20 protein-coding genes are annotated in these 25440 nt (G+C 37.6%); 5 read left to right on the top strand and 15 right to left on the bottom strand.

What is annotated here, in order from left to right; all coding sequences use genetic code 11:
• Nucleotides 1-68: 68 nt before the first annotated feature.
• The 10 genes from AC3FI7_RS23475 to AC3FI7_RS23430 form a co-directional block, all read right to left on the bottom strand.
• A complete protein-coding gene (locus AC3FI7_RS23475; RefSeq protein WP_491461047.1) occupies nucleotides 69-2537 on the bottom strand; it encodes a beta-mannosidase in 2469 nt (822 codons plus the stop codon).
• A 128-nt stretch (nucleotides 2538-2665) separates the two neighbouring features.
• Entirely contained in the window at nucleotides 2666-3328 is a 663-nt protein-coding gene (locus AC3FI7_RS23470) for a copper homeostasis protein CutC (protein WP_142725570.1), read from the bottom strand.
• A gap of 18 nt (nucleotides 3329-3346) precedes the next feature.
• Nucleotides 3347-3901 (bottom strand): hypothetical protein, encoded by a 555-nt coding sequence (locus AC3FI7_RS23465; protein WP_491461046.1) that lies wholly within the window; start codon nucleotides 3899-3901, stop codon nucleotides 3347-3349.
• A 76-nt stretch (nucleotides 3902-3977) separates the two neighbouring features.
• Nucleotides 3978-4970 carry an isoaspartyl peptidase/L-asparaginase family protein gene (locus AC3FI7_RS23460; protein ID WP_142725568.1) on the bottom strand — a complete coding sequence of 331 codons (993 nt, stop codon included), beginning with the start codon at nucleotides 4968-4970 and terminating at the stop codon, nucleotides 3978-3980.
• Between the two features lie 155 nt (nucleotides 4971-5125).
• The gene (locus AC3FI7_RS23455; RefSeq protein WP_343657641.1) at nucleotides 5126-5614 is read right to left on the bottom strand and encodes a DUF6691 family protein; all 489 of its coding nucleotides are present in this window, start codon (nucleotides 5612-5614) and stop codon (nucleotides 5126-5128) included.
• 27 nt (nucleotides 5615-5641) lie between these two features.
• Nucleotides 5642-6205, bottom strand: coding sequence for a YeeE/YedE family protein (locus tag AC3FI7_RS23450; RefSeq protein ID WP_343657640.1), 564 nt, complete (start codon nucleotides 6203-6205; stop codon nucleotides 5642-5644).
• A 10-nt stretch (nucleotides 6206-6215) separates the two neighbouring features.
• Nucleotides 6216-7637: an MBL fold metallo-hydrolase gene (locus tag AC3FI7_RS23445; protein WP_491461045.1), complete on the bottom strand. Its 1422-nt coding sequence runs from the start codon at nucleotides 7635-7637 to the stop codon at nucleotides 6216-6218.
• Nucleotides 7638-7721: 84 nt separating this feature from the next.
• Entirely contained in the window at nucleotides 7722-8504 is a 783-nt protein-coding gene (locus tag AC3FI7_RS23440) for a sulfite exporter TauE/SafE family protein (protein WP_491461044.1), read from the bottom strand.
• A 196-nt stretch (nucleotides 8505-8700) separates the two neighbouring features.
• Nucleotides 8701-9339, bottom strand: coding sequence for a Crp/Fnr family transcriptional regulator (locus tag AC3FI7_RS23435; protein WP_491461043.1), 639 nt, complete (start codon nucleotides 9337-9339; stop codon nucleotides 8701-8703).
• An 8-nt stretch (nucleotides 9340-9347) separates the two neighbouring features.
• Nucleotides 9348-11546 carry a glycoside hydrolase family 20 protein gene (locus AC3FI7_RS23430; protein ID WP_491461042.1) on the bottom strand — a complete coding sequence of 733 codons (2199 nt, stop codon included), beginning with the start codon at nucleotides 11544-11546 and terminating at the stop codon, nucleotides 9348-9350.
• Between the two features lie 295 nt (nucleotides 11547-11841).
• Here AC3FI7_RS23430 and AC3FI7_RS23425 point away from each other — a divergent pair, with 295 nt between their 5' ends.
• Nucleotides 11842-12648: a DUF4197 domain-containing protein gene (locus AC3FI7_RS23425; RefSeq protein ID WP_491461041.1), complete on the top strand. Its 807-nt coding sequence runs from the start codon at nucleotides 11842-11844 to the stop codon at nucleotides 12646-12648.
• A 1155-nt stretch (nucleotides 12649-13803) separates the two neighbouring features.
• Here AC3FI7_RS23425 and AC3FI7_RS23420 read toward each other — a convergent pair.
• Nucleotides 13804-14457 carry a CoA transferase subunit B gene (locus AC3FI7_RS23420; protein ID WP_089696085.1) on the bottom strand — a complete coding sequence of 218 codons (654 nt, stop codon included), beginning with the start codon at nucleotides 14455-14457 and terminating at the stop codon, nucleotides 13804-13806.
• 122 nt (nucleotides 14458-14579) lie between these two features.
• Here AC3FI7_RS23420 and AC3FI7_RS23415 point away from each other — a divergent pair, with 122 nt between their 5' ends.
• Nucleotides 14580-16382 carry an ABC transporter ATP-binding protein gene (locus AC3FI7_RS23415; protein WP_491461040.1) on the top strand — a complete coding sequence of 601 codons (1803 nt, stop codon included), beginning with the start codon at nucleotides 14580-14582 and terminating at the stop codon, nucleotides 16380-16382.
• A gap of 48 nt (nucleotides 16383-16430) precedes the next feature.
• Here the strand turns inward: AC3FI7_RS23415 and AC3FI7_RS23410 are convergent, their stop codons facing one another.
• Nucleotides 16431-17132 (bottom strand): CoA transferase subunit A, encoded by a 702-nt coding sequence (locus tag AC3FI7_RS23410; RefSeq protein WP_002980643.1) that lies wholly within the window; start codon nucleotides 17130-17132, stop codon nucleotides 16431-16433.
• Between the two features lie 372 nt (nucleotides 17133-17504).
• Here AC3FI7_RS23410 and AC3FI7_RS23405 point away from each other — a divergent pair, with 372 nt between their 5' ends.
• Nucleotides 17505-19031, top strand: coding sequence for a toxin-antitoxin system YwqK family antitoxin (locus tag AC3FI7_RS23405; RefSeq protein ID WP_491461039.1), 1527 nt, complete (start codon nucleotides 17505-17507; stop codon nucleotides 19029-19031).
• 287 nt (nucleotides 19032-19318) lie between these two features.
• On the opposite strand, the gene AC3FI7_RS23400 is transcribed toward AC3FI7_RS23405, so the two are convergent.
• Entirely contained in the window at nucleotides 19319-22057 is a 2739-nt protein-coding gene (locus AC3FI7_RS23400; RefSeq protein WP_491461038.1) for a fibronectin type III domain-containing protein, read from the bottom strand.
• Nucleotides 22058-22351: 294 nt separating this feature from the next.
• Here AC3FI7_RS23400 and rplS point away from each other — a divergent pair, with 294 nt between their 5' ends.
• Nucleotides 22352-22708, top strand: a complete 357-nt coding sequence (gene rplS / locus AC3FI7_RS23395) for a 50S ribosomal protein L19 (RefSeq protein WP_002980648.1) — start codon at nucleotides 22352-22354, stop codon at nucleotides 22706-22708.
• Nucleotides 22709-22778: 70 nt separating this feature from the next.
• On the opposite strand, the gene AC3FI7_RS23390 is transcribed toward rplS, so the two are convergent.
• Together AC3FI7_RS23390 and AC3FI7_RS23385 are read right to left on the bottom strand one after the other, a co-directional pair.
• Nucleotides 22779-23246, bottom strand: coding sequence for an SRPBCC family protein (locus AC3FI7_RS23390; RefSeq protein WP_491461037.1), 468 nt, complete (start codon nucleotides 23244-23246; stop codon nucleotides 22779-22781).
• 150 nt (nucleotides 23247-23396) lie between these two features.
• Nucleotides 23397-24179: an AraC family transcriptional regulator gene (locus AC3FI7_RS23385; protein ID WP_491461036.1), complete on the bottom strand. Its 783-nt coding sequence runs from the start codon at nucleotides 24177-24179 to the stop codon at nucleotides 23397-23399.
• 76 nt (nucleotides 24180-24255) lie between these two features.
• Between AC3FI7_RS23385 and AC3FI7_RS23380 the strand changes: the two genes are divergently transcribed.
• Entirely contained in the window at nucleotides 24256-25392 is a 1137-nt protein-coding gene (locus AC3FI7_RS23380; RefSeq protein WP_291903299.1) for a multidrug effflux MFS transporter, read from the top strand.
• Nucleotides 25393-25440 lie beyond the last annotated feature (48 nt).

The following is a 25440-nucleotide window of genomic DNA, read 5'->3' as shown; positions in this document are numbered from 1 at the left end:
CAACCCGTGTCAAGGTTTTGAACCTTGACACGGGTTTAACTGCTTGAAATAATTTTTCAATATAGATTTTAATTCTTCATCACATCCCAAAGGCTCATTACCTCAACATTTTCCAAAGGCTTTGAAAGGGTAATCCTTTTTGAAGTTCCGGGAAGCAGGTCAAAAAAATTATCACTAAAATGAGCATCACCTATCAGATAAATATCTTTTGCCAGGACATCTGTTGAAATTTCAATTTCAGCAGGTGATATTTTTCTGATTTTGATCTCGGGCTTTGAAAGTTTTATATCTTTAGGTTTGTTAAAAAAGAACAGCTTTTCAAATTTTGTATCTTTTTCAGACCTGATCTTTAAAACAGCTTTAGATAAATCAAACTGAGCCCATTCTGTCTTACTGATACTACGAATTTTCTCACTTACATCAGCATTGACAAGACCTGACTGACTGGCTTTCCAAAGTATTTTCCCTGTGAAATCCATCAGTTCAAATTGTATATCTGTTTTCAGTTGTTTCAGCAGATCGCTTATAAGATAGATGTCATAATTTTTTTCTGTTTCAGCTACTGATACCAACACTGGCTCAAAACTTCTTTTTGCCTGATAATGGAAAGCTTTCCAGTTTCCTGAATAATCAATGGAAGACCACGAAACAACCGGCCAACAATCGTTGAGCTGCCAGTATAATGTTCCCATATTGTAAGGTTTTGCACGGCGGTGAGCTTCAATGGCAATCTGCATTCCTCTTGCCTGCAGCAATTGTGATACATAATTATACTGTACAAAATCTGTTGGAATTTTATAATCTCGTTTCAGATATTCATTGATGATATCCCAACCTCTGGCGTGTTTTTCATGTGCTTTGATGGTTGAATTTTGCAGATTTAAATCCGGAGTACCTGAAAACATGGATTTGGTAGTTTCAAGGGTTGGTGTTCCCTGAAAACCATATTCAGACATAAAACGTCCTACTTTTTCGTTATAAATTTCAAATGGCTGCTCTCCCCACCAAACGCCCCAATAGTGAGAATCTCCTTCGGTAAGGCTTTCCTTATGTCCCCAACCGATAGATGGCGAACTTGGCCAATATATATTCTTATCTGACTTCAGGTTTTCTGCCAGTGCCTTGGGAATGACGTTGTGAAACAACTTTTTATAGTCTTTCCAAACCTGAAGAGAGTCATTTTTTGAATAGTTGAACTGCTTCTGATATCCCCAATTGACAATCGCTTCATCAATTTCGTTATTTCCACACCACAAAGCAATGGATGGATGATTTTGCAGTCTGGTGACCTGATCTTTTACTTCTTCCTTTACATTGTTTAAAAATGCTTCATCTGCCGGATAAAAACTTCCTGCAAACATAAAATCCTGCCAGACCAGGATACCATTTTCATCACAGGCTTTGTAAAATTCATCGTCTTCATAAATACCTCCTCCCCAGACACGGATCATATTCATATTCGCGTCTTTGGTATCTTTGATCAGTTTCCGGTATTTTTCTTTGGTCATTCTGGGTGAAAAACTGTCTCCCGGAATCCAGTTGGTTCCTTTAATATACAACGGCTGTCCGTTCACTTTAAAATAGAAAGATTTTCCTTTTTCGTCTTTTTCCTGTACTAATTCTACAGTTCTTAATCCTATTCTTACATTTTTACGATCAATATTTTTCTGACCTTTTGAAAGCTTCACTTCAAAATCATAAAGATTGGCATCACCGCGTCCATTAGGCTGCCAAAGCTTCATCCCACTCGTATCATAAGGAATTGTAATTGTATTGATTCCTTTTTTTAATGTTATTTTCTGATGAATGGAATTAAGATCCAATGTATAGTCACCAGCATTTTGAGCATAAATCTCTACGTCAAAATGTAAATGATCAGCAGTTTTAGCCGATCTGTTCTGAATATCCTTAACAGTGATAATTTTAGCATTATTCCAGAATTCCAACTGAACATCCTTCCAGATTCCTGCCGTAACCAATCTTGGTCCCCAATCCCAGCCAAACTGATATTGTGCTTTTCTTACAAAACTTCTTGGTGATTCGGGCATGGTAAAAGGAACTTGCTTTGCCAGTTCTTTTCCGGCATTTACCGAAGATGTAAACCTGACCTGTAATATATTCTTATCTGATTTCAGATACTCTTTCACCGGAATACTCCATTTCCTGAACATATTGTCTGTTTTCTTTAACAGGTTACCGTTAAGATAGATTTCAGAAAAGGTATCCAGTCCGTTAAAAACCAGATCAATATTATCATGTTTTAATTCCTGGGAAGAAACAGTAAATACGGTCTGATAATCCCAGTTTTCATTTTCTATCCACTGTACTTTCTTTTCGTTTTCATCTTTATAAGGATCCGGAATAATCTTATTATCCATCAAATCCAGGTGAACTGTTCCCGGAACTTTCGCAGGAAGCCAGTTTTGATCTTTTGCATTTTTGAACTGCCAGTCTTCAGAAGATAAATTTCTTTGTAAAAACTGTGCTGAAAGGATATTCTGCATAAAAAGGAAAGCAAAAAGAATCGTTCTATTCATCAATAAATTTGTTTTGTATTGTTACCATACCAGTGATTTTGTCATTCCGAGGTAAGAAGGAATCTCTACCATAAGAATTTAGATTCCTGCTGCGTCTGGAATGACAAAATAAGTGTATATAACCCGCATTACTTACTCTTCAACGCAACCACTTCAGCCGGGTTTGCAAAAGCACCGCCATCAGTAATCGCTGAAGAATGGAAATAACCTGCTTTGGTAATCGCTCTTATTTCTTCAATATTAGACGAACGAAGTCCTCCTCCTACAAGGATTTCTATTCTTCCGTTGGAAAGCTCAACCAGTTTTTTGAGATTCTCTTTTCCTTCTCCCACATTGGGTTTCTGGCCGGAGGTAAGAATGGTTGTAAAACCACATTCAATTACTTTTTCTAACGACTCTTCCAGGTTTGCAGCACGGTCAAAAGCACGGTGGAAAGTACATGGAAGCGGTGCCGCTAATTCTACTAAAGCTTTATTCTGTTCAATATTCACCTCATCATTTTCATCCAGAATACCGAATACAAAACCGTCTGCCTGTAAAGATTTCAAATGAACCAAATCATTTTTCATCTGTTCAAACTCTGAATCAGAATAAGTAAAGTCACCTCCTCTGGGACGGATCATCACAAAAATCGGGATAGTAATTCTTTCACGAAGCTTTTTCATGGTTTCGAAATCCGGAGTGGTTCCCCCTTCACTGAGTCCGTCACAAAATTCTATTCTGTCTGCTCCGTTCTCAAAAGCAATCATTGCTGATTCAGGATTAAAACACGCTATTTCTATTTTTGACATTATTGTATAGGTTTAATTTTATTTCGGTTCGTCCTGCCATACATCTGCAATCAGAAAAGAACCGTTTTCTTTTACTACTTTTATTACTGACGGGTATTCTGCCTTAAAATTCTTATCTGTCAGTACCACATTGAAGAGATATTCATCTTTTGAGGAGCGTTTTAAATCACAGCTTTCAACTTCAATTTTATCCCAATCCTGTGCTGTAATCAGGAAGCCCGCTCCAACACCTGCTTTACTTATATCAAATTTGGATTTCCATTTATCCTGAAATTCTTTATCAGTGAGACTACCCTCAACATCGAGATCTACATTCATGGCATCCGTTTTATACTCAAAATAGTCTTTTGTAGTGATCTGCTGCATATTCTTTTCTTCACTTCCGATATCAGCTTTAAAGTAATTTACAATACTCTTTTCCAACCATTTCTTAGCATCTTCCGCTTCATTGGCTTCATTATTTAAAACTACTTTCTCTTCTGTTTGCTGGGGTCTGGCATCTGTTTTAACCTCCTTCTTTTCTTCTTTGCATGACATGATCAGAAGTAGAGAAGCGATAATCGTTCTTTTCATATTTATTTTATGTTTTGGCTAAAGCCAATGGGTATTTTTATTGGTTTAAATGGGCTAAAGCTCATTCCTAATGAATTTATTTCAAAGCAAATTCAGGTTTTTCAAGACGGTTGCCTTTCTGATCATACACCGCAAAATTGAATCCATCCTGAATACAGTAAGAACCATATTCTCCCTGTTTATTGATGGCAATAAAGCCCACCTGAATATCTTTCAGATTTTTGTTTCTTCTCTGATTGATTTTTACGATTCTGTCTACTGCTTCTTTACAGGCTTCCTGTGGATTTCTGCCTTGTCTCATCAGCTCAACCACAAGATGGGTTCCTACCGTCCTTATGACTTCTTCCCCATGACCGGTTGCGGTTGCAGCTCCCACTTCATTGTCTACAAACAAACCCGCTCCGATAATCGGAGAATCTCCTACTCTGCCATGCATTTTAAAAGCCATTCCACTGGTTGTACAGGCTCCGGAAAGGTTTCCCTGTGCATCCAAAGCGATCATTCCTATAGTATCATGGTTTTCAATATTAGCAATAGGTTTATACTGACTGGTTTTTAACCATTCTTTCCATTCTTTTTCAGATTCCGGAGTAAGGAGATTTTCTTTTTTAAAACCCTGCGAAAGGGCAAACTGTAATGCCCCGTCACCTACCAGCATCACATGGGGTGTTTTTTCCATTACCGCTCTGGCAACGGAAATAGGATTTTTAACATGTTCAAGACATGCAACAGAGCCTATATTATAATTTTCATCCATGATACAGGCATCCAGGGTAACTCTTCCATCTCTGTCCGGCCGGCCGCCATACCCCACACTTCTTTCTTTGGGGTCCAATTCTACGATGCGAACTCCTTTTTCAACCGCATCCAAAGCTTTTCCACCTTTCCCAAGTATCGTCCATGCTTCTTCGTTGGCTTTCAGTCCAAAATTCCAGGTAGAAAGAACAATCGGTTTGTTTACGGCTTTCGTATTTTCCGGGAGCTCTTTTGCAATAAGATCCAAAGGATTTACAGCCAGCACAAGGGAAGCAGCTGCGGTTTTTTTTATAAAGTTTCGTCTACTTTGCATATAGGTTTATTAGGCCTACAAATTAACAATTTTCCAGCTGGTAGAAAAGTAAAAAGACTGCAGAATAAAGATCTGCAGCCTTTTGTTAATTTAAATCCTCTTTTAATCTAAGATAGATACTATTATTTTATTCTGAATACCTGGAGTTTCTTCTTTCAATGAGGTAATTTATCTCTGAAATATCCATATACCCATGTTCCGGCAATAGCACTCAACAAAGTAACGGATACTGCTAAAGCTCCTGTTCCGATTTGGGCGAACAGTGGTCCTGGACATGCTCCGGTAATAGCCCAGCCGAAACCAAAGATCAGCCCGCCATAAATCTGGCCTTTATTAAACTTTTTAGGGGCAATTCTGATAGGTTCTCCATATACTGTTTTTATATTCAATTTTTTGATCAGCCATACTGAGATCATTCCTACCAATACAGCACTTCCAATGATTCCGTACATATGGAAAGACTGCAGACGGAACATTTCCTGTATTCTGAACCAGCTGATCACTTCTGCTTTTACGAAAATAATCCCAAAAATAATCCCTGCTGCAAGATACTTCAGGTTGTGATACCATGGATGTGTAGGAATGCTTTCGTTTATACAGACAGCATCCTGATGACGTATGTTCTGTTCTTTTTCTTTTATCATGATATAAATTTCTTTATTACATTATACTTACAGTGAAAGGATGAAAGGCAGGATGATATTCGCCATTAAAAATCCTCCGATCATAAAACATATTGTTGCCACCAAAGAAGGCCACTGCAGATTGGAAAGCCCCATAATAGCATGTCCGCTGGTACATCCTCCCGCATATCTTGTTCCGAAACCTACCAAAAATCCTCCTGCAACCATTGTTATAAATCCTCTTATTGTCAGCAGATTTTCAAAATTCATAAGCTGTTCGGGAACCATATTGCTGTAATCTGTAATTCCGTAGCCGGCCAATTCTGCTTTCAGTTCAGGATTTACCGTTATTTCATTGGGATTAGCCAAAAAATGGGCAGCAATCATCCCTCCGAAGAAGATTCCCAGTACAAAAAATAAATTCCATACTTCCTTTTTCCAGTCATATTTGAAGAAATTCACACTGGCAGGTATGCAGGCTGCACAGATATGTCTCAGTGAAGAGCTTATACCAAAGGATTTATTACCCATAATCAGTAAGGCAGGTACGGTAAGTCCGATCAGCGGGCCGGCAATATACCACGGCCACGGTTCTTTTATCATTTCCAGCATTTTTTATTTTTTAATTTAATGTATTTAAAATTTTAGTCTGACAGACAAAGTCACTTTTGGGAACATCTGTTGCTGCAATAGCTTTGAAGCCTCCTTCAATTTCTGTAAAATTCCTGTATCCTCTTGCCTGAAGGATGCTTGCTGCCATAGTACTTCTGTAGCCGCTTCCACAGTGCATGTAGAAATGTTCCGCAGGATCTAAATTACGAATCCATTCATTGATATAGGCCAAAGGTTTGCTGTAAGCTTCATGAATATGTTCCGCATTGTACTCGCTTTCTCTTCTTATATCGATGATCTTTACTTCTCCCTCTTTTATTTCAGCTTCAAACTGCTCAGCAGAGATACGATTGACCAAGTCTGTTTCTTTTCCACTCTTTTGCCATGCTTCAAAACCTCCTTCCAAAAATCCTAAAATATTGTCGAACCCTACTCTGCTCAACCGGGTTACAGCCTCTTCTTCAGATCCTTTTTCAGTTACCAGCAGAATAGGCTGGTTCACATCAGCAATTAAAGCGCCTACCCATGGGGCAAAATCACCATCCAACCCTATGTTGATGGATTGCGGGATAAAACCTCCGGCAAATGTTCTGTTATTTCTTACATCTAAGATTAAAGCTCCTGAAGCTTCAGCAATTTCCTCAAACTGTTGTGAATCCATGGCATGTAACCCTTGTGAAAGAATTTTATCAAAACTGCTGTATCCTTTTTTGTTCATCATGACATTCATCCCGAAATAAGCAGGTGGCGGCAAAAGTCCGTATGTAACTTCTTTAATAAAGCTCTCCCGGTTTTTTTGGCGTAAAGCATAATTGGTTCTTTTTTGGTTTCCTAATGTATCCACAGTCTCTTTCTGCATATTTTTACCGCAGGCCGAACCGGCTCCGTGAGCTGGGTAGACAATAATCTCGTCATCTAAAGGTAAAATCTTATTGTACAGACTATCGTATAAAAGGCCAGCTAAGTCCTCCTGAGTCATATCCGCTCCTTTCTGTGCCAGGTCCGGACGTCCTACATCCCCAAGGAATAACGTATCACCACTGAAGAGTACTTTCTCAGCTCCATTTTCATCAATCAGCAGATAGCATGAACTTTCAAGGGTGTGTCCCGGTGTATGAAGAACCTTAATTTTGATGTTTCCAATTTCAAATATTTGTTCATCCTCTGCAATAATGGCCTCAAAATCAGGATTGGCCGTTGGTCCATAGACAATTGGGGTACCTGTTTTATGGCTTAAATCAAGATGTCCGCTGACGAAATCTGCGTGAAAATGGGTTTCAAAAATATATTTCAATTCTACTTCATCTTCTTTCAGTCTGTTGATATAAGGCTGAGTTTCTCTTAAAGGGTCAATAATAGCAGCTTCTCCGGCTGAGGTGATGTAATAAGCTCCCTGTGCCAGGCAACCTGTATAAATCTGTTCTATTTTCATTGTATTTATTTTTTGATTTTGTTATCTGGTACAAATTTCCTGCTTTCTTTTTGCCTCCACAGCTACTTTTGTTACATAAGAGCATTAAAGGAAAATTTCTTTCGTAATAATATAAATACCCATAATCAGGATAAACCAACCGAATGCCGGTTTCAGTTTTTTACCGTCAATCTTTTTTGATAATTGAGAACCTATGACTATTCCTGCTATGGCAATGACTGTAATCGAAATCAACAGTTTCCAATCTATTTTCATATGATTGACAGAAGAAAAGAATCCAATCAAAGAATTCAGGGAGATAATGACCAGAGAAGTTCCTATCGCAATTTTCATAGGGATTTTCAGCAGATTGACCAGTGCAGGAATGATCATAAATCCTCCTCCAGCTCCCACCAACCCAGTTAAAACACCTACTATTGAACCCTGTCCTGCTGCCTGGAAAACATTATTCTTATCGGTTTTATGTTCTGAAGTATTTTTTCTTATCATTTTATAAGAAGCCAGAATCATTAAACCAGCAAAAATCAGCAGTAAAAAAATATTTCTGGTCATGGTAAAGTGCTGTATTCTGAATATTTCCTCAGGAATCAAGGGAAGAAGGTACGTTCTGGTCAGAAAAATAGAAACTATGGAAGGAACTCCAAAGACCATTGCAATTTTAAAGTTGATCAATCCTTTTTTAAAATATGACACCGACCCAACAAGGCTGCTTATCCCTACTACAAAAAGAGAATATTCTGTTGCTATAAAGGCGTCGATACCAAAAAGATAAACGAGGACAGGAACGGTGAGGATACTTCCTCCACCTCCTATTAAACCGAGAGAAATGCCGATAAAAACGGCTGCTGTATATCCTATAATTTCCATTTTACAATTCAAATAATTATGATGCAAAAATGGGAAAGCGGGAGGAGGGCTACAGCTACTTTTGTTACATAAGGAGATTGCTTCACCTTTGGTCCGCAATGACAGGTTAACCACCCCGTCAAAAATTCTATGAATTTTTGCAACCCCTCCGGAGGAGGGGAATGGTCTACGTATTAGTAAATTGAAATGGGATTTATTAATGAAGGGATTTCAGAAGGGTAATTTTATTTCTTCCGAGTTTTAGTTTCCCATCTTCTTCCAGCTGTTTGAGGAGTCTGGATACGACTACTCTTGCGGTTCCAAGCTCATTGGCCAGCTGCTCATGGGTGGTATGAATGGTTTCTGAACGGGTAAGCTCTGACTTTTTCTGCAAAAGATTCAGCAGCCTTTCGTCTACTTTTTTAAAGGCAATAGCATTGATAATATCCAAAAGCTCTTCAAATCGTTTATGATACAGCCTGAAGATATAATCCAGCCATTCGGGATGTTCTTTGATGAATAAAGACACCTTATCCAGTGGTAAGAAAAGAATTTCAGCATCTTCTTCGATCTCAGCTCTTACAATACTTTTTTCATTGTGCATTCCACCCAGAAAAGACATAATACAGCTCTCTCCAGCTTTGATATAGTACAGTAAAATTTCACGTCCGTCTTCTTCTGTTCTGATGACTTTCAGCATTCCTTTCATCACAATAGGAATGGAACGGATGGAGGCATTTTCATCTAAAATAATATCTCCTTCATGGTAATTTTTTGTTGTACCATACTGATACAGCTTTTCTACCAGATCCGGTGATGATGAAAATTCGGAAGAAAGTATGGTATTGTTCTGCATTTTTTATTCTAATTTACACCAATTTCATCAACAAACAACCATGCTTTGGAATCTGCTCCGGGATTTCCTGCCGGGATAATTCCTGCATTTTCAATACTTACCTTAAGATATTTTGCATTCTGTGATCCTACATTTACTTTGATTTTGCCATGGGCAGCCTGAATTTCCGATACACCGATTTCTTTGATCAGTTTAAAATTCCTGTTATCATCAGAAACAAAAATCTTTGCGGACTTTGCAAGGTGAATCCAGCTTCCTTTATTTTCAAGAGTATTGAAATAAACTTCTGAAAAAGCTGTTTTCTGCCCAAAATCTATGGTTGCCACCACGTCTTTTCCCTGAAAACCCAGCCATGTTTTTCCCAGCTGTTTTACGTTTCCAATAATACCGTCTACCAGAGTAAAAGCGCCTCCAAAAGAATAATTTTCACTTGGTTGCTGCTCAAGAGTTATTTTTTTTCCTGTTGTTTTTGAAACAGTAAATTCCTGCGTAGATACAGCACTCTTCAGCTGCCCCTCTTCGAAATAAGCAGACTTAAGGGTTAAAGAATTAGGAATCTGAACTGCATTCTGATAGGTTTTAGAATTGATAGAGGGAATTATCCCATCCAAAGTATATCTGATGCCATTCTCATTCTGTGAAGTTGACAGCTCATAAGCAATTCCGTTATTGGAAGGAATTACTTTTCCGGTAATGTTATAGATGCTTCTTGCATAGTTCACTTTCATTTCATCCAGAATTTTGAAATGGCTGATCACTCTGTTTTCAAATTCTTTATAGTTTTTAGAATCCGATGTTCCCCATCCCACTTCAGAAAGCGCCATTAATCTTGGAAAGATCATGTACTGCACATGTTTAAAATCCAAAATATATTCTGTCCATAGGTTAGCCTGAACTCCCAAGATATATTTGGCCTGCTCTGCATTCAGTTCGGAAGGAACAGGATTGTAAGAATATACTTTTTCCAAAGGTGTAAAACCTCCAAACGCATTAGGCTCCGACTGCGGATCTCCCTGATAGTGGTCAAAATAGCAGTAAGCTCCCGGTGTCATTACAGCAAAATGCTTTGATTTTGCAGCTTCAATACCTCCGTTTACTCCAGTCCAGCTCATTACCGCAGCATTTGGGGCTAATCCCCCTTCTAAGATTTCGTCCCAACCGATAATTTTCCGGCCTTTGCTGTTGACATATTTTTCAATCCGATGAATAAAGTAGCTCTGTAAGCCATGTTCATCTTTCAAATTGTTCTTCTTAATCAATTCCTGGCAGTGTGCACATTCTTTCCATCGTGTTTTCGGACACTCGTCACCACCGATATGGATGTATTGTGATGGAAATAATTTGATGACCTCGTCCAAAACATTTTCCAGAAAAGTAAATGTTTCATCTTTCGGGCAGAAAACATCATCAAAGACGCCCCATTTTGTAGCCACTTCAAAAGGGCCTTTTGTACATGCCAGTTCAGGATATGCGGACAGCGCTGCCAAGGCATGTCCGGGCATTTCTATTTCCGGAACAACAGTAATATGCCTGTCCTGAGCATATTTTACCACCTCTTTTATCTGTTCCTGAGTATAAAAATAAGGCCCGTAAGGCGTACCATCAAATGTGTTGTCAACGTAAGCACCGATCATGGATTCCTTACGTTTTGAACCAATCTGAGTAAGCTTCGGATATTTTTTGATTTCAATCCTCCATCCCTGATCATCCGTTAAATGCCAGTGGAAAGTGTTCAGTTTATACATCGCCAGATAGTCGATATACTGCTTCACCTCATCCACTGTAAAAAAATGACGGCACACATCCAGATGCATTCCTCTCCATGCGAATTTTGGCTGATCCTCAATTTTTAAAGCAGGAATTTTCTTAGTTTCTTTGTATTGTTCGAAAATCTGAATCAAAGTCTGCAGCGCAAGGAAATAGCCTTGTCTGGTGTAAGATTTTATATGAATCTGCTTCGGAGAAATTTCTATGGAATAGTATTCTTTTTTCTGTTCATTTCCTGCTGAGGGCAATGAAGGCGTAGCGTATACCAAATGAATCCCTTCCCCTTTCTGCATATCTTTGAATTTAAACTGAGAGCTTAAACGGTTTTTAAAATATTCAGTCTCTTCTTTTGGCAGATTACTGCTTAACAGCAGTGTTTCCGGAATTACAAATTCTCCCTGCTGAAGTTCAAGTTTTTGAGGATAAGGAATTAAATTCAATCTATTTTGGGCCAAAATTAGGTTCGAAATCAAAATGAAAAATACTAAAAGCGTCCGTATCATTGGATGGGATTAAGGTTTTAGCTAAGATAATTATTTTTCAAAACTCCGGAGCCTTTTTAGAAACAAAATTCAGCATCTTACATTGTTTGGACCCCTGTGAAATGGACGACTTACAGTTGTTATGCCATGTACATAGAAATTGTTCTATTATATTCTGTGTATTATGGTTTGTTTTTTGATCAAATTTGACAACTTAAAAAATTAAAAGGTTTAAATTTGTAAAAAAAATACGATGAAAAAAAACATTTTTCTGGCAGCCGGATTATTATTTTCAATGTCAGCACAGGCACAGATTTTAGATATCATAAAATCAGCTGTAAAAGACAAAACAGGTGTAGACCTTAATGTTCCTGTAAAAAATAATGGTACAGCAACTTCCACCACCACTACAGGGCAGTCTAATCATTCATCTGCCAATCTTGGTAACCTTACTTCCACGCAAATCTCTTCGGGATTGAAAGAGGCTTTAAGCATGGGGGTAACTGATGGAGTTAAAAAACTGGCGGTAACTGACGGTTTTTTCAAAAACGAAGCAGTAAAAATCTTAATGCCTGAAAAGTTAAGAAAAATTGATACAACCTTACGATCCATTGGAATGGGAAGTCTTGCTGATGAAGGGGTAAAGTTATTGAACAGAGCCGCTGAAGATGCCGTAACGGAAGCTGCACCCATTTTCACCAATGCGATCACTTCTATGACCATTACAGATGCCAAAAATATTCTGTTAGGCAGTAATAATGCAGCAACAAATTACCTTCAGGGAAAGACCCAGACTCAGCTTTTCAATGCTTTTCAGCCTAAAGTAAAAGCTTCGTTAGGAAAAGTAGGGGCTGATACGCTTTGGAAAAATCTGATTTCAAAATATAATACCTTTACAGGACAGTCTTTAACAACAGATCTTAACGAGTATGTTACTACAGAAACCATTAACGGAGTGTTCAAAATGGTGGCAGATAAGGAAAGCGGAATCAGAAATACACCTGCTATGAGAACGACAAGTATTCTGCAGAAAGTTTTTGGGGCACAGGATGGGAAATAAATAAGATAATATTAGACTAAATATAGAAGCTGCATGATGAGGCAGCTTTTTTGTTGGGTTTAATTTCTTTTGTCCTGAAACAAAAGAAACAAAAATTCAAGACCTGGGACCTCTCCGCTAAAAATAAATCCTGTTCTCTAAAAATTCTAAACTTGAGCGATAGCATCATTTCTTTATCGGTTCTAATTTGTGTCTCGCGCTTCGGACAATAGAATTTTCTTGACGTTCACAGGAGTTATTCTCTTAACGCTATGAGTTCCGATGTCATTTTAAAGTTATCATAGCACTATTGGTCTGAGTATAAATGAACAAAAGCTATGTTTTTGTCATCTACTTTCTTTTGTCTTAAAACAAAAGAAACAAAAATTCAAGACCTGGACCTCTCCGCTAAAAATAAATCCTGTTCTCTAAAAATTCTAAACTTGCGCGATAGCATCATTTCTTTATCGGTTCTGAATTTCTCTCGCGCTTCGGACAATAGAATTTTCTTAACGTTCACAGGAGTTATTTTCTTCACGCTACGATTTCCTATGTCATTTTAAAGTTATCATAGAACTATTGGTCTGAGTATAAATGAACAAAAGCAATGTTTTTGTTATCTAATTTCTTTTGTCCTGAAACAAAAGAAACAAAAGAAACAAAAGTTCAAGACCTGGATCTCTCCGCTAAAAATAAATGCTGTTCTCTAAAAATTCTAAACTTGCGCGAATTCATTATTTCTTTATCGGTTCTGAATTGGTCTCGCGCTTCGGACACAAGAATTTTCTTAACGTTCACAGGATTTATTTTTTTCACGCTACGATTTCCTATGTCATTTTAAAGTTATCATAGCACTATTGGTCTGAGTATAAATGAACAAAAGCTATGTTTTTGTTATCTACTTTCTTTTGTCTTGAAACAAAAGAAACAAAAATTCAAGACCTGGACCTCTCCGCTAAAAATAAATGCTGTTCTCTAAAAATTCTAAACTTGCGCGAATTCATTATTTCTTTATCGTTTCTGAATTGGTCTCGCGCTTCGGACACAAGAATTTTCTTAACGCTCAAAGCATTTATTTTTTTAACGCTCCGATCTCCTATGTCGTTTATTTCTTAAGATTTATAAAAAGTTTCGGCCTCACTTTGTGAGGCCGAAACTTTTTTATTTTTAAACAGATTAAAACTGCATTTCAGGAATTTCTCCTTCAATGATCAGATCTGCTTCTGTCGCTTTAACAATATCTTCTACTGAGACACCCGGTGCTCTTTCCACCAGTTTGAACCCTGCCGGGGTTACATCCAGAACAGCTAACTCAGTGACCACTTTTTTCACACAGTTTACTCCTGTCAAAGGAAGTGTACATTTCTTAAGGATTTTGCTTTCTCCTGCTTTATTTACATGCATCATCGCAACAATAATATTTTCAGCAGAAGCTACAAGATCCATGGCACCTCCCATTCCTTTCACCATCTTTCCCGGAATTTTCCAGTTGGCAATATCTCCGTTCTCTGAAACCTCCATAGCTCCAAGGATGGTAAGGTCTACTTTCTGACCACGGATCATCCCGAAACTGAATGCGGAATCAAAAAAAGAACCTCCTTCTAATATAGTGATAGTCTGTTTTCCGGCATTGATGATATCAGCATCTTCTTCTCCTTCGAAAGGGAAAGGCCCCATCCCCAACACTCCGTTCTCACTCTGGAATTCTACGGAAATACCTTCCGGAACATAGTTGGCAACCAAAGTAGGAATTCCAATTCCCAGGTTTACATAATAACGATCTTTCAGTTCTTTTGAAATTCTTTTGGCAATTTGTTCTTTTGTAAGCATAATAAAAACTTAGACTGCAATTTAATTATTTTCACTTGAATACAAAAGGCCTTTGTTGTATTCAATAATTAACACTGTTAGTTAAAATAATATCTGTAATTTTGCTTCATTATTTTAACAGAATGAAAATACTTTTTAGATATCTTAAACCTTATCAGTGGCTGATTATCATTTCTTTGTTTCTGGCTACTATTAATCAGGTTTTTTCTTTATTTGCACCGGCTATTACAGGAAACATCCTGGATCAGCTGGTTACGCACCCTAATTTTTTTGATAAGGAAAAACTGCTACCCAGAAACCTGAATGAATATTTATATGGAAGCTCCGCATATCATGGTGCTTTTTATTTCCTGGGGCTTCTGATCGGAACAGCAATGGTAAGTAGAATTGCCAAGGCTTTTCAGGATTATGTGGTAAGCGTTATTACACAAAAATTCGGAGCAAAAATATTTACAGATGGTTTAAAACATTCTATGGCCCTGCCTTATCAGGAATTTGAGGATCAGAGAAGTGGAGAAACACTTTCAATTTTAACGAAAGTAAGAGAAGATACCGTAAAATTCATTACGAATTTCATCAATATCTTCTTCGGAATTCTGGTGAGCATTATTTTTGTTTCCGTATATGCGATCCGCTTACACTGGTCTATTATGCCGGTTTATATCTGCGGAATTTTCTTTATTGCCATTGTTACGAATTTACTGAGCAAAAGAATAAAAGTCATCCAGAAAAATATTGTGACTGAAACCACAGCTTTAGCTGGAAGTACTACAGAAAGTTTAAGAAACATCGAGATTGTTAAAAGTTTAGGATTAACCAGCCAGGAAGTAATCCGTTTAAATAACAATACCTATAAAATCCTTGGTCTTGAACTGAGAAAGGTGAAAAGCATCCGTTCTTTGAGTTTTATCCAGGGAACAATGGTCAATTTTCTTCAACAGATGATTACGCTGACCTTATTGTATTTAATTTTCAAAAACATTGTGACTCCGGGTCAGTATCTGTCTCTCATGTTTTATGGTTTCTTTATTTTTGGGCCTATGCAAGAGATTGGAAATATCATTATTTCTTACCGTGAGGCAGAGGCTTCTCTTCAGAATTTTGACCGTTTAATGAAAAAGGAAGTGGAAGAAAAACCACTTCACCCAAAACAGATCGGTGCCATTGAAGAACTGGAATTCAAGCATGTTTCTTTCAAACATCAGTCAGCCCAGTACAAAGCTCTGAATAATATATCCTTTGATGTCAAAAACGGAGAAACTATTGCATTTGTAGGACCAAGCGGCTCCGGAAAAAGTACCCTTGTCAAATTACTGGTTGGGCTGTACAGACCTCAGGAAGGAAATATCTTTTATAATGGAATTAATGGAAAAGAATTTGATTTTGATGAACTGAGAAACCAGATTGGTTTTGTAACCCAGGATACCCAATTATTTGCAGGAACCATTAAAGAAAACCTTCTTTTTGTTAATCCTTCAGCTTCTGAAGAAGAACTGGCAATTGCTTTGCAGAAATCGAGCTGTACGGCGTTGCTGGAAAGAGCAGAAAAAGGCATTGAAACCGTTATCGGTGAAGGCGGTCTGAAGCTGAGTGGCGGTGAAAAACAAAGAATTGCTATCGCAAGGGCTCTTTTAAGAAAACCTCATCTTTTGATCTTTGACGAAGCCACATCTGCACTGGACAGTATCACTGAAGAGGAAATTACGTCTACCATAAAAGACATTTCCAAAGAAAGAGAACAAATTACCGTCCTTATTGCACACCGTCTAAGTACCATCATGCATGCAGACAAAATCTATGTTCTGGAACGCGGACAGATCGTAGAAACAGGCTCCCATGATCACCTGATTGCTGAAAAAGGACTTTACTACGCCATGTGGAGACAACAGATCGGAGAAAGAAAAACGCTTACTTCCCAGGCATAAAAAAAGCGCTGAAACTGTTTTCAGCGCTTTTTATTTTATTATTTAAGCTTATTCTTTAGGTCTTACTGTTCTCTGCTCGATTCTTTTTTCAAATTTTTCTCCCTGGAAAATTCGCTGAACCATGATTCCCGGAATATGAATTTCATTGGGGTCTAATTGCCCCGGTTCTACCAGTTCTTCTACTTCAGCAATAGTAATCTTTGCAGCACCCGCCATCGGATGGTTGAAGTTTCTCGCAGAGCCTTTGAAAATAAGGTTTCCTGCATGATCTCCTTTCCATGCTTTTACGATAGAAAAGTCTGCATCGTAAGCATGCTCAAGGATATGAGGTTTTCCTTTGAATTCTTTTACTTCTTTTCCTTCTGCCACTTCAGTCCCGTAACCTGCAGGGGTGTAAAAAGCAGGAATCCCCGCCTGAGCAGCTCTGCACTTCTCAGCTAAAGTTCCCTGTGGAGTAAGTTCTACATCCAGTTCCCCGGAAAGCATCTGTCTTTCAAATTCAGCATTTTCTCCTACATAAGAGGAGATCATTTTCTTAATCTGTCTTTTGTGAAGCAGTAATCCTAATCCGAAATCATCTACTCCCGCATTGTTTGAAATACAGGTCAGATCTTTCACATCGCTTTCTACCAAAGCATTGATTGAGTTTTCCGGGATACCGCAAAGTCCGAATCCGCCAAGCATCAGTGTCATTCCATCTTTAATTCCTTCGATGGCTTCCTTTGCGTTTTTTACTCTTTTATCTATCATGAAATATTAGATTTTTCTGTTGGCTAAATTTAATAAATTTTCCTGTATATCTGATGAATGGAAAAGCCTTTGAAGTTCCACACTGTTTTTCCACCATATAAAACAATGGTAATCAAATTCTTACCAGTAAAAATGAACAGATCTGTTCATTTTTTATAGCATTTTTCATCCATTTGATTTATCTTTGGGGCTTTAAAATCAGAAATACAGCATATTTGTTATTCTGGAATATCATTTTTTAAACACAATTTTAATGTAGAAATTATTTTATGACAGGCAGCTATTGCCTTTTCACTTCTTGTGATCTATACAAAGATCTTCTTATATCAATCGTTACATTAATCATATTAAATATTAAGCTTACATAAAAACATGAAAAAATTATTTACCTCAGCATTACTTGCACTGGTACTCAGCATCAATGTATGCGCACAGGAGAAAACTTATTTCGATGAAAACTGGGAAAAAACCACTCAGGATAAAATGGAATATTACCGTGAAACAATTGCTAAAGGAAAACTTACCCTTATCCGGGACTTTTATAAAAACGGAAAACTTCAGATGGAAGGCCTGGCTTCTGATACCACTCCCGGCAGTGAAGTTTTTGATGGCAAAGTGACATGGTATACCCCTGAAGGAAAAGTTATGAGTATGGTAACTTATTCTGACGGTAAACAGATTGGTGCTTCACAGTCTTATGACGAAGCAGGCAGACTGACAGAAGATGTGATATATAAAGCTGACGGGAATTTTTCAGGAAAGATGTTCACTTATAAAGATGCTGAAGAAGGAGTTGATTTTAATATCCTGGTTGATTATGAAAACTCGATACCTGTCAAAACAACAGTTTATGATGATGACATTAAGGGTATCAGAAGTGAAACCATTACCGGTAAGGACTACAATACTGAAACAAAATATTATGGGGATAAGGGGAAATATCTGGGAAGCGGCACCACCGGTCCGGGTGAAAATATGGTCGTTGATTATTATTCCAACCCGATGAGGATTTCCAAGATAGAGAAATACAGAAAGGACGGCAGTGTAAAGGAAGGTGTATCCTATAGCAAAAGCGGAAAGGTTTTACAGGAACAGAAAATGAATAAGAAAGATGGCTATAAAACCACTTATGATGAATCAGGTAAAAAAATAGGACATCTTATCTATCAGTATGATAAGGAAAGCGATATTTACAACCCAACAGATGGTGAAGATTACCAGATTTCTTATTCACAGATTTCGTCGATAGATATTTATGAAAAAGGCTCGATTGTGACCAGTAAGCTTTTTGATGAAAACGGAAAATTATCCTATGAAAAGTTTTTAAAAGATGACATCACCCAGGAAATTAAATATTATGCTCCTGACGGAACATTGAAATCAACGTTAATGTATAAAGATGGTATTCCTTATAATGGTTCATCTTATGAAGGTTTTAATGAAACAGTTTATAAGGGTGGTATTATTACAAATATCAAAAGCTTTTTTGAAGATCATACACTGAATTATGAGAAAAAGATGAATGCTAAGCAAACAAGCTATGAAACAACTGTTTATGACAGAAAAGGTACTGTTCTGTATACTTTTTCACAACCTGCCAGTGAAGACGGGGAAGACTATTCCTTCACAGCACAAATTACACAATATGTAAAGGGGAAGCCAGCCAATAAGTCTTCTGTAAAAGCTGGTGTTATTCAATCCGGAAAAATCAGACTAAAAATATTAGATGGCGCCAAAGAACTTGAACGTAACGGAAAATGGGTTCTTTTAAAACTTTATAATACGGATGGAAAGCTTATTCAGGAAACGAAGACACTGGCCGATGCTCAGGATGAAAATGCTTCCACTGAAAACCAGACGCTGCTAAGTGAGGATGATCTTTACTATCAGTTCGACTAATTATCACCACTATAATATCAAAGGCGGTTTCATTTTTTTGGAACCGCTTTTTATTATTTGCCCAAAAATGACGTAGATTTTTATAAATCTATGTGAACTTATCGATGCAAGAGTCCCCTCTTCATTAACTTTAAGTGTTTAAAAACTTTTGCGACTTTTGTGGTTTGTTTTGCCCACAGATGACGCAGATTTTCACAGATGATTATGGGAAATTATATTTTTTATTGATATAAAAAGAGACTATCATTTCTGACAGTCTCTTCGCTATAATAGTGTTTTAGTTTACCTTACTGAATAATCAGCTTTAAAGTAAACAGTTTTCTTCCGTGTACTTTTACAAAATAAACGCCCGCAGGAAGATTTTCGTTCACAAGAGAAAAACGCTGGTTATTGATATTTTTTGATACATAAAGCAGTTCTCCTGAAGCTGAGATCAATTCAATTTTCTCAATCGGGTAATCACTTTTAATAAAAGTAGGCTGTCCCGGTTTGGTTGGGTTTGGATACAAGACTACATTTTTCTCTGTGCTTCTTGTTTCTTCAGTTCCTAAAGTGGGTGAAGCTACCTGAAACTGCACTCTGTTTGAAACTTCTGTGTAGGAATCATTGGTAAACATTACCATGTAGTAATTCCCTGGGGTTGCAGGTACTGCTGTTCCCTGGATCGTTTTTGTTCCCTGGGTGACACCGTCAAAATAAGTATACGAAACAAAATTATCATCCGGTATCTGAACACTTTGAGGATAGATTCCTAACCAGTCTTTGATAATTCCCGGAGAATCCGTCCATGAAGCCGTAATATTTTCTCCTAAAGTATACACTGGTTTGTTGATCCAAAGATCTGTAACGATATCCCCTACTTTAAAAAATACCTTTTCCCCGATTCCGTTATATCCGTCTTCCAATAGATACTGAGCATAATAATAACCCTTTGGAAGTCCTGTGAAATTCAGTGTTCCTGACGCTGTAGTCACATAGCTCCATTTGATAGAGACTGTAGTTCCCGGAGTCTGTCCCATTTTATAAATTCCAATCCAGTCTTTCTGTAAGTTGGGACCGTTTGTAAAATTAATAGTAACAGTTCCTCCTACAGGATAAGTATCAGCAGTAGTCTGCAGCTGTACCTTCGGTCCTACGTAGAAGTTTTTTCTTGGAGTGATTTCTGTATAACCACCATTGGCGAAGAATCCTGCAAAATACTGGCCTTTATTCGGAAGACCATTATTGAAAGTTACGGTTCCAGCTGTCTGTCCGTTCGTATAAATATATCCTTGTGAAGTTGTTGTTGCCGGAGTTTGTCCTTTCTTATAGATTCCTACCCAATCCTGCTGATTTCCCGGCCCTCCTGTGAAAGTCGCTGTAATCGGTTCGTTCTGGGCATATTCTGTTTTATTTAAAGTAAAGGTTGGGTTTGACACCACGCTCCCTGTAATTTCGAACTGTTTCACATCACTCCAGTCACTCCACTCCAGGTTTCTGTCCCTGTAACGTGTTTTTACATAATAAATCCCGTTCGGAATAGAATTCGCTGCCAATGTTGCTTTTGTGATGTCTACACCATCATTCAGATTTTTGGTTTTATCCGGAGTTCCGTTTCCGTCTTTTCCGAACCAGTTTTCAAAGTCTCGGTAAAATTCTTTTTCAATTACAGAAAAATTCGAAGCTTTACTGATCAGGAACTGAGTTGTATTCAACAGCTCTCCGTTGGAAGAAGAAAACGCACTTCCATTCAATGTTAAAGGTAAAGTAATCGGACCTGAAAAATTGTTTGTAATCAATGGTTTCGCCGGCTTAGGCTGATTTTTATACCTGTGGAAAGAATCTACCAGTACATTGTTTTTCTTATTGTACACCCCACCGATAGAATAACATTCAACATCTACCTTTCCGGTTGGAACATCTACTTCCACGATCTGGTATGTCCAGTCTGTCAACGTTTTCTGAACATCGTCAAAATCCTGTTCATTGGACATTCCCCAATACTGATCCCAGGCTGTTCCCCCGGAAATAATCTGATAGTTTGGAGTATTTTTAAGCTGACCTCTGTGGTATAAATGATGGTGAGCTCCAACGTGCATCAGATATTTGTTAGAAGTTACCAGAAGCGGCACCGCATTTTCTCTTACCCATGTAGAGATATCTCCTACATACTGCTCAGCCTGATAAGGTCTGTGGCTTAAAGAAATAATCCAGTCTACAGTCGGATCATCATTAGCTGCGGTTAAGATCTGCTGAAGCCAGGTCTGCTGTGCTGATCCTGTATGCTCGGAACTTAAACTTACAAATAAAACGTTCCCGGCCTGCTGAGCATAGTAATTCTCATTTCCGGAACTTATATTCTTATATTTGATTTCGTCAATATAAAAGTGGGCATAATAAGAGTTCATTCCTAAAGAACCATAGGTTTCATGATTTCCTACTGTTGTCTGAATGGGTAGGTAAGGAGATAATTTGATATTCTTTTTAAAGTGAACATTCTCATAGTGATCCAGTGTTCCCACATCCACCTGGTCTCCCACCATAAAAGTAAGGGCAATATTATCTGACGGATCTGAAGTCGCTCCGAACTTTTCTTTTAATTTTTTATAGGCATTCAGCGTAAGCGTATCATATCTTGGCTCTGCTTTGATCTGGTTGTCTCCCATGATAAGAAAACGAATCTTTCCATTGGACGTTGCGGCCTGTCCTGGCATGGGAAGTGTTCTGAAATTATAAACAGCAGACTCGCTGGTTCCTGTTTTTATCTTATAATAATACTTCGTATTCGGCTGAAGATTGGCAATCTTTGCCGTATGATAATAGTAGTTATTGTTGTATCCCGTATCTGAAAAGATATTGGTGGTTCCGGTTACCGTCACGTTCAGATTTGTAGGAGAATCCCCGTAGATCACTGTTGTTTCATTATTGGAAGAAGTTTTCCAGTTGACGATCATAGAATTCGGAGTGGGATTTTGTAAATAAGGAAACAAAACCTGCCCGAAAGCCATCTGGACCGCGAAACAAAAAAAGAAGAAATAATGTTTCATAATCGTTTTCGTTTTAAAATAACATATAGAATTTCGAATGGTAAATGAGTCATTTAAAAATCTTTGTTGTGATTTTTATTTCGGGCAAAAGTAGAGTTCATATATAAACTCTGACCGATGGTATTTTAAAGAAACCGTTAAATTTTGAACAAAATCGGGAAGGAAAAATTATAGTTTTTAGCACATAAATTATTTGGCATATTTGAAAACTATTTTGTACATTTGCAACCTGTTATTCAACCTCTGACGAAAAACGTGTAAGTTGCTTAGCTTTAACATTTTATTTTATTAATAATGGATTTATTAAAGTACGTACAAGACAAGTACATTGCGAAAAAAGAATTCCCTGAATTCAAAGCAGGTGATACCATTACTGTGTATTACGAAATTAAAGAAGGACAAAAAACAAGAACTCAGTTCTTCAAAGGAACAGTTATCCAATTAAGAGGTACTGGTTCTACAAAAACTTTCACTATCAGAAAAATGAGTGGTGATGTAGGGGTAGAAAGAGTATTCCCTATCAACATGCCTGCACTTCAGAAGATCGAAGTTGACAGAAGAGGTAGAGTTAGAAGAGCTAGAATTTACTACTTCAGAGACCTTAGAGGTAAAAAAGCAAGAATCAAAGACGCTGCTTACAAGAAGAAATAATTCAGACAACAATAAATACAAAAAGAGGCTGTTTACTTATAAACAGTCTCTTTTTTATTGAGGCATTTCCTTATTTTTTATATGGAGTTCCGTGTCCTGTTTCCAGAAACTTTTTTAAACTGCCAAGGAATTGCTGCCATCCGCCGGAACAGATTTCATAGCATTCAATATCCGGATTCAGGCCGATGTGGGTAAGCTTTAGCTTGGTCATATTATTATTTTGCTCAATTTCCCAGACAATTGTTGTTCCGATCCATTCTCTCTGATTTTTTAATTCAGGAAGGGCAATCAATGAGTCTTCAACCAACCAGACAACTTCTGTATTGGCAATCAATTCCTTTACCCGCATTGTTTTGTGAATCTGATCTCCAAATCTTATGGTGAAGACACTGCCAATCTGTGAAGATGCCCCTTCAAACACTTCAGTCCACCAAAGAGGAATTTCATTGGTCAAAGCCTGATATACTCTATCTGTTGTAGTATTGGCCTCAATTATATGGGTGTAGCTACCAACGTGATCTGTATTCATTGTTTTCATAAAATTACTGTATTAGGTAATACAATTTTATGAAATTTACTATGAATCAAGCTTTTCATAGGACAAGAAATATTGTATGACACTAACCCTGTCAAGGTTTAAAACCTTGACAGGGTTCACAATCGTACTATTATCAGCTGTCCAAAAAGACTATTCATGCCTCATCAGATATTGCAAAGGTGTTGAGCCTCTATATTTTTTGAAAAATTCAATAAAAGCGCTGTCTGATGAAAAGTCCAGAATATGTGACACCTCCCCTATTGAATTGCCTTCTACCAAAAGCTCAATCGACCGCTGAAGCCGCCATTGCTGTCTCCATTCCTGATAAGACAATCCGGTTTCTTTTTTAAAAATACGGCTGATTGTTTTCTCTACTGCTCCGGTTCTTTCTGCAAGATCTTTCAGCATTGGCGGTATTGATTTCCGTAACGTCCATTCTTCAGATATTTTCATAAAACGTCTATTTCCAGGCATTTTAAGCTCCAGCTTTTCCTCCGGAGCTTTACTCAATTCATCCCAGAATACTTTTAAAAGATTCGTCTGATCCTGTCCTAAATCTGACCATTCCCAAAAACAGATTCTTTCTATGATTTCTTTTAACAGGGGATTTACATGAAGAACTTTCAGTCCGGATTTCATATATTTTCCGGAATAGCTGTCATCAAAATAGATTGATCTGTAAGCCACAATATTCCGGAAATTCACGCGGTGAAGTTCGTTGGCAGGAATCCAAAGCATTCTGAACGGGGGAAGAATTAGCTGCCTGTCAGAAGTAGTCACGGTCATACAGCCTGATGGCGCATACAAAAGCTGAGCTTTCGTTGTATGAAGATGAAATCCGGAATCATGCATTACCATATCAGAAGCTATGCCGATGATTTGTTCATGAATTGAGTCTGCATCAAAGTCTTCATGTTGTTTCAGTACAGCCATGTCCTATTTTTGATATTTTTTGTTTTTATATCATTATAAATATACATTGATTTTTTGGAAACTTTGCAGGAAAAAAATGAAAAAAACAAATCCTATCTGGCTGCTGACTTTGCTTGTTATGCTTCCACAGTTTGTAGAAACCATTTACAGTCCTGTTTTGCCAAAAGTAGAGGAACAGTTTGGAGTCAGTGAAGAATCGGCTACCCTGACCATCAGTTTATATTTTATAGCATTTGCCTTGGGAGTAGCGTTTTGGGGTGTACAATGCGACAGAATCGGAAGGAAAAAATCACTGGAATACGGTCTTATCACCTATGTAATCGGAACTCTGGCAGCTATTTCTGCTCCTGACTTTATGCTCTTTCTGAGCGCCAGGATTATTTCCGCATTCGGAATTGCCGTGGGTTCCATCGTAACCCAGACCATTTTAAGGGATACCTTTGACAAAGATCATATCAGCAAAGTATTTTCCTGGATCGGGATTGGTTTATCTGTCAGTCCGGTAATAGGAATGATTACCGGTTCAATATTAGCTTCTTCTAACGGATATCAGGGAATTTTTATTACATTATGTCTTTTAGGCATCCTTTTTTTTATCCTTTCAAAACAGAAAGTTTCTGAAACCCATCACTCAAAAAAGGCTGTTAACATAAAGAATTTGACCCGGTTATTGAAACGTATGCTTCACGATCCGGAAATTCTCAAGCGCTGCCTACTGATCATGAGTTTTAATGTCCTGCTGTTTTCATACTATTCACTCGCTCCGTTTATATTTAAAGAATATCATTATTCTTCTTATGCTTTCGGATACAGCAGTATCATTCTGGCTGGAGGTACATTTGCCGGAGCACAGCTCAACAGGCTTCTATTATTAAAGAATATACAGCCTGAATATTTAGTGAAAGCGGGTACATTTGCGGCATTTACAGCTTCAATATCTGTATGGGTTCTCATGGATACAGGAATCTGTTTTTTAATCCCTTATTTTTTCATTGTGATGGCCTTCAGCATCGTTATTCCGAATATTCTGAGTACAGCACTGATGAATTATAAAAGTGAAACAGGAAGTGCAGGTGCTTTACTGGGATTGATCTATTATATAATGATAGGTGCAGGATTGATAGGTATTGGTTTTATACAAAATCTGGGAATTTCCTGTGTATTATTTTCAGGAATTGCTGTTTGTACCTTATTATTCTTTAAGAACAAATAAAATTAATTTTGAAACATCAAGTTTTTAATCATTTATAAAAACTTAATG

Source organism: Chryseobacterium sp. TQ-BC-N36 (assembly GCF_058382295.1).
This window is presented reverse-complemented; position numbering and strand designations above follow the sequence as displayed.